The sequence below is a fragment of the Capnocytophaga sp. oral taxon 329 str. F0087 genome, assembly GCF_000213295.2.
Classification (GTDB): Bacteria; Bacteroidota; Bacteroidia; order Flavobacteriales; family Flavobacteriaceae; genus Capnocytophaga; species Capnocytophaga leadbetteri_A.
The window spans coordinates 2,738-12,679 of sequence record NZ_KN390003.1 but is presented as its reverse complement, the minus strand read 5'-3'; the positions used below and the strand labels follow the sequence as shown (position 1 = coordinate 12,679).

Below are 9,942 nucleotides of genomic sequence, written 5' to 3'. Positions count from 1 at the left end.
AGTGTATTGGGGAGAGAGTTGGGAGTACTTTTTAGCTCAAGGTAAGAAAGTGTCAGATCAAAAATTGCAGTCATACGAAGCTAAAGTACAATTTGACGACCCTGTAAATATACAATATACTTCGGGTACTACGGGCAACCCTAAAGGTGTAACGCTAACACACCACAATATACTTAACAATGCTTATTTTATAGGTGTTAGAATGAACTATACTGATAAAGATAGGGTGTGTATACCAGTACCTTTCTATCATTGTTTTGGTATGGTAATAGGTAACTTGTGCTGTACGGCACACGGTGCTACAATGGTTATTCCTAATGATAGTTTTGACGCTACTAAAACTCTTGAGGCAGTAGAACGCGAGCGTTGTACTTCTTTGTATGGAGTGCCTACTATGTTTATCTCAGAATTATACACTTTAGATCGCCATCCTTATGACCTGTCGAGTTTGCGTACTGGCGTGATGGCAGGAGCTTTATGTCCGCCAGAGATTATGAAGCGAGTGAAAGAGCAGATGAATATGCACGAGATAACAATATGCTACGGAATGACCGAAACTTCACCTGTTTCTACCCAAACAAGAATAGGAGTCCCTTTTGAGAAACAAATACATTCGGTAGGTACTATACAAGACCACATAGAGATAAAAATTATCAATCCAGAGACTAAAGCTATCGTACCACGTGGCGAGAGCGGTGAGTTATGTACACGAGGATACTCGGTGATGCTAAAGTATTGGAACAGTCCGCAAGCTACCGCACAAGTAATAGATGAACAACGTTGGATGCACTCAGGTGACCTCGCAATGATGGATGAAGACGGCTATATACACATTTCAGGACGTATAAAAGACCTTATTATTAGGGGAGGAGAAAATATATCGCCTAAAGAGATAGAAGACTTCTTATACACTTATGAAGGAGTGATGGATGCCCAAGTGATAGGCGTACCAAGTAAGAAGTTTGGCGAGGAAGTAATGGCGTGGATAAAACCTAATGAAGGGGTTACCCTAACTGAAGAAGAGTTACGCAACTTCTGCAAAGACCGTATTGCGCACTACAAAGTGCCGCGCTATTGGAAGTTTGTTAATGAGTTTCCGATGACTATCTCAGGTAAAATACGCAAGGTAGAAATGCGCGAAATAGCCGCTGAAGAGCTTGGACTACAGTTAGAAGATTAGACAAAATTTTGATTTGACAATTAATATATCAACCATATAATTATCTAAAAAAGAAGAAAATGGTATACAAATTTAGAGTAATACTCGATGTAAAAGAAGATGTCTTTAGAGACATTATGATTCAAGGAGAGGCTACCTTAGAAGACTTTCACAATGTGATAAACCAATCATTTGGTTTTGCAGGAGATGAGATGGCTTCTTTTTACCTTACAGATGAGGATTGGAATCAAGGAGAGGAAATAACCCTTTTTGACCTATCAGAGAGTGGAGAAATACGCTTAATGGAAGAGACTACTATCGATTCAGTAGTAAATGAAGACGAACCTAAACTGCTATATGTCTATGATTTTATGCAAATGTGGACATTCTTTGTAGAATTAGTAGAGGTAGATGAAGAAGAAGCTGGGGTATCATACCCTACAGTAGTGTATGCTCACGGTACTATTCCAGCTGAGGCTCCTGAAAAATCATTTGTAGCTGACGATTTTAATGAGTTTGACGATGAGTTTAATGACTTTGATATAGACGAAGAAGACTACGAAAGTTTTTCAGAAGAGGACTACTATCGATAATAAGCTAATAGGTAATAAGTAAAAAACTATGCTAAATTTATATACCACTAATATTGAAACACTTTCGGTGCATAGAGTAGGCAATCAGAGTAAAGGGGAACCTCTTTTCTTATCAGAAAGTCCTTATGCACTGAATGATGAAATTATAGGTTTGCTAAAAGAATATTTTTTTAAACCTTTTAGAGAGAAAGAGGAGAATTATTTTAGATTTGTACACGATGCTGATGTAGAGTTTAACGAACTTTATCAGTTGGTAACTCCTATTTTTGAAGATGAGAGTTGTATTCACCAGCAGTCGAAAAAGATAGCACAGCACCTCTATAACCAATCTAATCACCCGCATATAAAGAGTGGAGAGGTATATGTGGCTTTGCTACACGATACTTACTTAGACAATGAAAAAGTGAAAGCAGTGGGTATTTTTAAGTCGGAGGTGAAGAATAGCTTTTTTCAGTTTGAAGAGCAACCTAACCAATTAGAAATTATTATTCAGGAAGGGGTAAATATTCAGAAATTAGATAAAGGTTGTATTATTTTTAACACCAATAAGGAAGAAGGATATAAAATACTGTCAGTAGATAGTAATCGTTATGATACTAAGTATTGGCTTGAAAACTTTCTGAATGTAGATGCCCTAATTGATGATAACTTTTATACTAAAAAGTACTTGAAGTTTAGTCAGGATTTTGCTAAAGATGTTATTCTACCAGCAGAAGATAAGAAAGAGGAAGTACTTTTTATGAATAGGGCTATTAATTACTTTGCTAAAAATGATGATTTTGAAGAAACCTCATTTGTAAATGAAGTGTTTGACAATCCAGAATTTATACCAGAGTTTAAGCACTATAAAGTAGAGAAAGGGCCTAAGTATCAGATAGAAGATGTGTCAAGTTTTCCAATAGCTAATAAAGCCGTATCGGATGTGCGCAAGAAGATTAAAAATGTGATAGACTTGGATACGAATATACAGATACGTATGGATTTTATCAATCCTGAATCGGCAGATAAGTTTATAGAGAAGGGTTGGGATGAGGAGAAGCAGATGTATTATTACTTAGTGTATTTCAATAAAGAACAGAAAAACAAGGAGTAATAGTTAATAACAAATGATAAACGACAAACAATAAATCTTCAAGATTTATCGTTTGTCGTTTTTTTATGCTTATTTCTGAAGTACTTTGTGTACGGCTTTTATAATACCATCTTTGTCTAATCCGTATTTTTGCATCAGTTGGGCTGGGGTACCGCTTTCACCGAAAGAATCGTTTACAGCAACAAACTCCTGACGAACAGGGTAATGCTGGGTGAGTACGCGTGCTACGCTTTCGCCTAAGCCTCCATAGTAATTGTGCTCTTCGCAGGTAACTACTGCTTTGGTTTTCTTCACTGATTTAAGAATTATATCTTCATCTAAAGGCTTGATAGTATGAATGTTGATTACTTCAGCAGAGATGCCTTTTTGCTCTAATTCTTCACAAGCTAATAGAGCTTCCCATACTAAGTGTCCGGTAGCTATAATAGTAACATCAGTGCCTTCATTGAGCAATATACCTTTTCCTATTTCGAACTTTTGATCTTCAGGTGTAAAGTTGGCTACTGCAGGTCTGCCAAAGCGTAGGTAAACAGGCCCTACATAATCAGCAATGGCAAGAGTAGCTGCTTTGGTTTGGTTATAGTCGCAAGGATTGATAACCACCATATTAGGAAGCATTTTCATCAGCCCGATGTCTTCTAATATTTGGTGAGTAGCTCCGTCTTCGCCCAAGGTAAGACCTGCGTGAGAGGCACATATTTTCACATTTTTATTAGAATAGGCTATCGATTGGCGTATTTGGTCGTATACGCGTCCGGTAGAGAAGGCAGCAAAAGTACCTGTGAAAGGTATTTTGCCTCCGATAGTAAGTCCGGCAGCAATGCCCATCATATTAGCTTCGGCAATGCCAATTTGGAAGAAGCGTGTAGGGTTCTCTTCAATAAATTTTTCCATTTTGAGAGAGCCAATAAGGTCGGCACAGAGGGCTACCACATTGGGGTTAGTACGACCGAGCTCAGCTAAGCCAGCTCCGAACCCACTTCGGGTATCTTTTTTTCCTGTATCAATATATTTTTTCATTGTTATAATAATGATAATCAATTTAGGCGCAAAGGTAATATATAATTAGCAAATTAGCAAATTAGTAAATTGAGAAATATTGCTCGCCGACTTTTCTTCGCTTATCTTTCGCTCATCCTTCGGTGTAGGTATATCTAAAGTAAAGGTATGGTGGAAAAATATAGCCTTATTAGTTGCTATTTCATAATTAATTTGTATATTTGCGCCCGATTTTAATACCTCTTACCATTACTTTATACTTTCAAAATAAAAAATGTCTACTAAAAAATTATTTACTTTAATAACAACTATTTTTACATAAAATGTTCAACTTTGTAGAGTTAAAAACAAAAAAGCTTCCTGAACTACAGGCTATAGCTCAGCAGCTAAATGTACCTAAGTATCGCTATCTGAATAAGTTAGACCTTATAAATCAGATTATTGCCTTTCAGGAGAAAGGAGGACAAACGCCTTTGCCTCAGGAAGATACCCCTAAGAAAACTGTAGTAGCCGCTGATAGTCAATCAGAAACTAAGTCAGAGACTAGGTCAGCATCTAAATCAGAAGCCAAACCGGAAGCCAAATCAGAATCTAAACCTACCCCTAAATTAGAGGCTAAACCCCAACCAGAAGCTAAAAAGAAAGGTGGAAAAAAGAAAATAGAAGTTCCGCAAAAAGTGGGAAGTTCTAATCAAGAGAATTTTGCCAAAACAACTGTTAGTAAGTCAGTTAGAGCAGAAGAAGAAAATAAAGGGGACTATAAGCCGTCTTTTCAGAAGAAAAATACTTCACAAAACACTAACACTCCTCCTAAAGCAGCTGCTCCTGCTGCTAATTACAATCCTAACAATAATTATGTAGTTGATGCTGATAACTTCGACAAAGAAAAGAAAAATCGCTATAGAGCTCCTGATTTTGAGTTTGATAGCGTGGTAGATTGCGAAGGAGTACTTGATATTACAGCTGATGGGTATGGCTTTTTGCGTTCTTCGGACTATAATTATTTAGCATCGCCAGATGATATTTATGTATCGCCTTCACAAATACGCCTGTTTGGATTGCAAACCGGTGATACGGTACACGGAGAGGTACGTCCGCCTAAAGAAGGAGAAAAGTACTATCCGCTGTTAAAAGTGATTAAGATTAACGGTCTTGACCCACAAGTGGTGCGCGATAGGGTTCTTTTTGAGCATCTTACGCCTCTTTTTCCTAATGAAAAATTTGAGTTAGCTGGTAGAGGTTCAACTATTTCAACACGTCTAATAGATTTATTTGCCCCTATAGGGAAAGGGCAGCGCGGTATGATAGTGGCGCAACCTAAAACGGGTAAAACGATGTTGCTAAAAGACATCGCTAATGCTATCAGCAAGAATCACCCTGAAGTGTACCTGATGGTATTGCTTATAGACGAACGCCCTGAGGAGGTGACTGATATGCAGCGCAGTGTAAGGGGAGAGATTATCTCATCAACTTTTGATAAAGAGGCAAGTGAACACGTAAGAATAGCCAATATAGTATTAGAAAAGGCAAAACGATTGGTAGAGTGCGGTCACGATGTGGTAATTCTGCTTGACTCAATAACCCGCTTGGCACGTGCTTATAATACGGTGCAACCGGCTTCGGGTAAGGTGCTTACAGGGGGGGTAGATGCCAATGCGCTACACAAACCTAAACGCTTTTTTGGTGCGGCGCGTAATATAGAAAACGGAGGGTCGCTATCAATTATAGCTACAGCTCTTACGGATACGGGGTCGAAGATGGATGAGGTGATTTTTGAAGAATTTAAAGGAACTGGCAATATGGAACTACAGTTAGATAGGCGTATAGCTAACCGCCGTATTTTCCCTGCTATAGACCTGATGGCTTCTTCTACACGTCGTGATGACTTGTTATTAGATGAAAATACCCTAAACCGTACGTGGGTGTTGCGTAAGTATTTGGCAGAGATGAATCCGATAGAAGCCATGGAATTTATGGAGAAACAGATGAAGCAAACACGGAATAATCAAGAGTTTTTGGCAACAATGAATAATTAAAAATTATTGATATACAGTAGTTTATAAAATTTTATAAAAAATATTTGAAAAATAATTGCCGAAAAATTTGCAGATAATAAAAATAGTTGTACCTTTGCACCCGCATAAATGAAACAACAATATGTTTATGCAACTGGAGAGATGGCAGAGCGGTTGAATGCGGCGGTCTTGAAAACCGTTGAGGGTAACACCTCCGGGGGTTCGAATCCCTCTCTCTCCGCAGAATAGCAAAAATGGACTAAAATGGGGATACCTGTTTTAGTCTTTTTTATTTTTTGTGCGGTAAGGCGGGAAGATTGAGAAGGCAGAGAAGATTGGGAAGGCTGAGAGGGCAGAGAAGATTGAGAAGGCTGGGAAGATTGAGAGGACTAGGAAGATTGAGAGGACTAGGAAGATTGAGAGGACTAGGAAGATTGAGAGGGCTAGGAAGATTGAGAGGGCTGGGAGAATGTGATAAATATTTATTATTATGATAGCAGAACATTTTTTTTATACAAAACAAGGGAACAGCGAGGCTAAGGTTATTGTTTTTCTGCACGGGTTTTTAGAAGACCACAGTATATGGAAAGATTTAGCTGATAGGCTATCAGATGATTATTGTGTGATAGCCATAGACTTATTAGGGCACGGCAAAACGCCCACTATCGCCCCAGTACATACTATGGAGCGTATGGCGGAAGAGGTGTACACTATCCTACAAAAGGAAGCCGTAAGTACTTGTACGTTAGTAGGTCACTCGATGGGAGGTTATGTAGCGCTTGCTTTTGCTGAACTTTTTGCTCAGAAAGTGGCTGGTTTGATACTAATGAACTCTACTCCGCTACCCGATTCAGAAGAGAAAAAAGCTAATAGAGACCGCGTGCTAAAGGTGATTGAGAAACAGAAGGAGCTATTTGTACGCACTGCCGTAACCAATCTTTTTAGCGAGACCAATAGACTGACAATGCAAGCAGATTTAGAAAAATTGGTGGCAATTGGTTTGGCTACCCCTAATGAGGGTATAGCAGCTGCCTCGCTTGGAATGAAGGAACGTCCTGACCGCACAGAAGTATTTGAGCAATTGCAGGCTAAAAAGCATATTATTATGGGGAAAAATGATGCGCTGATACCTTATGAGGCTATGATAGCAATAGCCGATAGGGTAGGGGCAAGCTATAGTTTGCTGTCAGGGGGACATCTGTCATATATAGAAAACAAACAAGAAACCTTAGAGGCTTTGCGCCACTTTATGAGTTAATTATGAAAGCGTTCTTATTACTAATCAGTGTGTTAATGATAGCTTGTAGTGAGCCGACCCAACCATCGACACAGACTACAAAAAGTACTACAGCCATTATACAGAAGGATACTGTTCAAGCAAAGTCTGCTGCTGAAGAGGTTGCTACTTTTACTAAAACTCTTACCACAGATACGGCTATACCCTTTCTGTACGAATACGAAAAGCAACACAAAGAACGTTATGTACGTATCATCACTGACTACGGCAATATTGATATTGAGTTATTTAATGAAACACCTTATCACCGCGCGAATTTTATATTTCTAACTAAGCAAAAATACTTTGATGGGACTGTCTTTCACCGAGTGGTAAAGAATTTTGTAATACAAGGAGGTAATTCGGAAAGTTGGGATATTAGCAGACGTCGTGCCGCTATTGGGGCTTATCTTTTGCCCCCTGATACTAAAAAAGGGTTTAAGCACCACAGAGGTACTGTGTCGATGCCCAGCAGTGATATAGACAATCCGCACCAGTTTGCTTCGCCATACGAATTTTTTATAGTGGTACAGAAGCCAGGAGCTTATCATTTAGATGGTAAATATACCGCTTTTGGGAGAGTAATTGCGGGTATGGAAGTGGCTGATAAAATCAATCAGGTAGAGACTGAAGGCAGAGATGACTGGCCTAAAAAAGACATCAAGATGAAAGTAATTATACTTAACAAATAGCATATCTTATGAAGTATTATATTATAGCAGGAGAAGCATCGGGAGACCTACACGGAGCAAACCTTATGAAAGCCCTACTTGACAAAGACCCAGCAGCTGATTTTCGTTTTTGGGGAGGTGACCAAATGGCTAAGGTAGGCGGTACATTGGTAAAGCACTATCGAGAACTCGCTTTTATGGGTTTTTGGGAGGTGCTTACTAATCTGCGTACCATACTTAAGAATATAGATTACTGCAAAAAAGATATAGCTAACTTTAAGCCCGATGTGCTCATCTTTATAGATTACCCAGGGTTTAATATGCGCATAGCTCAATGGGCTAAGCAACAACATATCCCTACCCATTACTATATATCGCCCCAAATATGGGCTTGGAAAGAGAATAGGATAAAGGCAATTAAACGAGATGTAGATTTTATGTATGTGATATTGCCTTTTGAAAAAGCCTTTTACGAGCAAAAACATCAATATCCCGTACACTTTGTAGGTCACCCACTGTTAGATGCTATAGCGCAGCGTGAAGAGGTAGATGCTGAAACATTTAAGAGCGAAAACGGTTTAGACAGTCGTCCTATTATAGCTTTGCTACCCGGTAGTAGAAAGCAAGAAATAGCCAAGATGCTGAAGATAATGCTTTCGGTAGTAGATGATTATCATCAGTATCAGTTTGTGATAGCAGGAGCCCCCTCAATAGATTATGAATTTTATCAGCAATTTATAAAAGAAGAAAATGTACACTTCGTAAGCGGTAAGACCTACGACCTGCTATCGGTATCATATGCTGCCTTAGTAACCAGCGGTACTGCCACCTTAGAGACAGCCTTACTAAATGTACCTGAGGTAGTTTGTTATAAAGGCAGTTGGCTGTCTTACCACATCGCTAAACGGATTATTAAGCTGAAATACATTTCGTTAGTAAACCTAATAATGGATAAACCTGTAGTTACTGAGCTTATACAAGGAGACCTCACTAAGAAGAACTTAGAAAAAGAGCTTGACAAACTTTCTACCTATACGCGCCGCTACGAGATATTTAAAGACTATGTGCTACTGCGTGAAAAATTAGGCGGAGAGGGAGCCAGTGAAAAAACCGCTGCCTTAATAGTAAAGAAATGAGACTGAAGGGTTATTATATCAATACTGCAGATATTTTGCTCCTACTAAATGTGATGTTATTTGCTTTAGCGAAAGTCGTCACGCTTTTAGGGTTGATAGAAGAGTCAGAACTCAATAGTTGGGTATGTGTACCTTATTCGCTGAATTTATACTTAGAACGCCCTTGGACATTGTTTTCATACGCCTTTTATCACGTAAGCCTCTCTCATCTATTTTGGAATATGCTTTTTCTGTTTTTCACGGGGCGCATATTCTTCAATCTCTTCAATATAAAGCAATTTTTAGTTGCTTATATATGGGGGGTACTGGTAGGAGGAACCGCTTTTTTAGTTTTGGGTCATTTTTTGCCCGCTTCAGTTGGTAATACTATTTTGTTAGGCGCTTCAGCAGGTATTATAAGTGTTTTTGCTTTTATAGCGACCGTAACTCCTTCATACGGAGTGTATATATTTACACTCAGAGTAAAAGTGTTGTATCTGTTAGTGGCCATTATACTATTTGACTTATTTGATTTTTCGGCTAATTCAGGAGGCAAAATAGCTCATCTGGGAGGAATTATAGCAGGAATAATGGTGGGAGTAATGGCAAAATACCAGCTTTGGAGTCGTAAGCGTATGCGTGTAGAGATGCCAGAAATGAAACCTAACAAACCAGAAAGACAAAAAGTGAAGCAGCACCGCATCAACCAATTGTTAGATAAAATAAATGCTAGTGGCTATGCCAGCCTAACTGATAAAGAGAAGAAATTCTTATTTGAAGCTAGTAAAGAAAATGATATGTAATGTTAATTTTTTGCTAACAGAATATTTTTAACAAAATTTTAACATATATGAATTGTTTTTTTCGTACCTTTGCATCGGTTGAATGATAATTGAAATTAATGATGTTTAGAAAACTACCCTTAATATTAAGCTCAATGTTAGTGGTAATCTCTTGTAAAGAAGAGAATACTGAATGTACTGTGCTCAGAGGATTTTTTCCTAACTCTAAAGATCCCTCT

At 38.5% G+C, this 9,942-nt stretch carries 10 protein-coding genes and 1 tRNA gene; 9 read left to right on the top strand and 2 right to left on the bottom strand.

Annotated features, from left to right (window positions below; translation table 11 throughout):
- From HMPREF9074_RS05910 to HMPREF9074_RS05900, 3 genes are all read left to right on the top strand, one after another.
- Positions 1 to 1,180: AMP-binding protein (locus tag HMPREF9074_RS05910; RefSeq protein ID WP_034539983.1), on the top strand; the 1,180-nt coding region annotated here is incomplete at its 5' end.
- 59 nt (positions 1,181 to 1,239) lie between these two features.
- A complete protein-coding gene (locus tag HMPREF9074_RS05905) occupies positions 1,240 to 1,752 on the top strand; it encodes an IS1096 element passenger TnpR family protein (RefSeq protein WP_009393006.1) in 513 nt (170 codons plus the stop codon).
- 28 nt (positions 1,753 to 1,780) lie between these two features.
- Positions 1,781 to 2,845, top strand: coding sequence for a nucleoid-associated protein (locus HMPREF9074_RS05900; RefSeq protein ID WP_009393004.1), 1,065 nt, complete (start codon positions 1,781 to 1,783; stop codon positions 2,843 to 2,845).
- A gap of 69 nt (positions 2,846 to 2,914) precedes the next feature.
- On the opposite strand, the gene HMPREF9074_RS05895 is transcribed toward HMPREF9074_RS05900, so the two are convergent.
- Positions 2,915 to 3,865, bottom strand: a complete 951-nt coding sequence (locus HMPREF9074_RS05895; protein WP_009393002.1) for a transketolase family protein — start codon at positions 3,863 to 3,865, stop codon at positions 2,915 to 2,917.
- A gap of 302 nt (positions 3,866 to 4,167) precedes the next feature.
- On the opposite strand from HMPREF9074_RS05895, the gene rho reads away from it, so the two are divergent.
- From rho to HMPREF9074_RS05865, 6 genes are all read left to right on the top strand, one after another.
- Positions 4,168 to 5,880: a transcription termination factor Rho gene (rho, locus tag HMPREF9074_RS05890; RefSeq protein ID WP_009393000.1), complete on the top strand. Its 1,713-nt coding sequence runs from the start codon at positions 4,168 to 4,170 to the stop codon at positions 5,878 to 5,880.
- A gap of 135 nt (positions 5,881 to 6,015) precedes the next feature.
- A tRNA-Ser gene (locus tag HMPREF9074_RS05885) sits at positions 6,016 to 6,100 on the top strand.
- A gap of 249 nt (positions 6,101 to 6,349) precedes the next feature.
- Entirely contained in the window at positions 6,350 to 7,117 is a 768-nt protein-coding gene (locus HMPREF9074_RS05880) for an alpha/beta fold hydrolase (protein WP_009392998.1), read from the top strand.
- A gap of 2 nt (positions 7,118 to 7,119) precedes the next feature.
- On the top strand, positions 7,120 to 7,827 hold the full coding sequence (locus HMPREF9074_RS05875) for a peptidylprolyl isomerase (protein WP_009392996.1): 708 nt from the start codon (positions 7,120 to 7,122) through the stop codon (positions 7,825 to 7,827).
- An 8-nt stretch (positions 7,828 to 7,835) separates the two neighbouring features.
- The gene (lpxB, locus tag HMPREF9074_RS05870; RefSeq protein WP_009392994.1) at positions 7,836 to 8,942 is read left to right on the top strand and encodes a lipid-A-disaccharide synthase; all 1,107 of its coding nucleotides are present in this window, start codon (positions 7,836 to 7,838) and stop codon (positions 8,940 to 8,942) included.
- Positions 8,939 to 9,724, top strand: coding sequence for a rhomboid family intramembrane serine protease (locus HMPREF9074_RS05865; RefSeq protein ID WP_009392992.1), 786 nt, complete (start codon positions 8,939 to 8,941; stop codon positions 9,722 to 9,724). Before lpxB ends, HMPREF9074_RS05865 begins: the two co-directional genes overlap by 4 nt.
- Before the next feature lie 13 nt (positions 9,725 to 9,737).
- Here the strand turns inward: HMPREF9074_RS05865 and HMPREF9074_RS12680 are convergent.
- Positions 9,738 to 9,942 (bottom strand): hypothetical protein (locus HMPREF9074_RS12680; protein ID WP_232297129.1); only part of this gene is annotated, 205 nt, incomplete at its 5' end.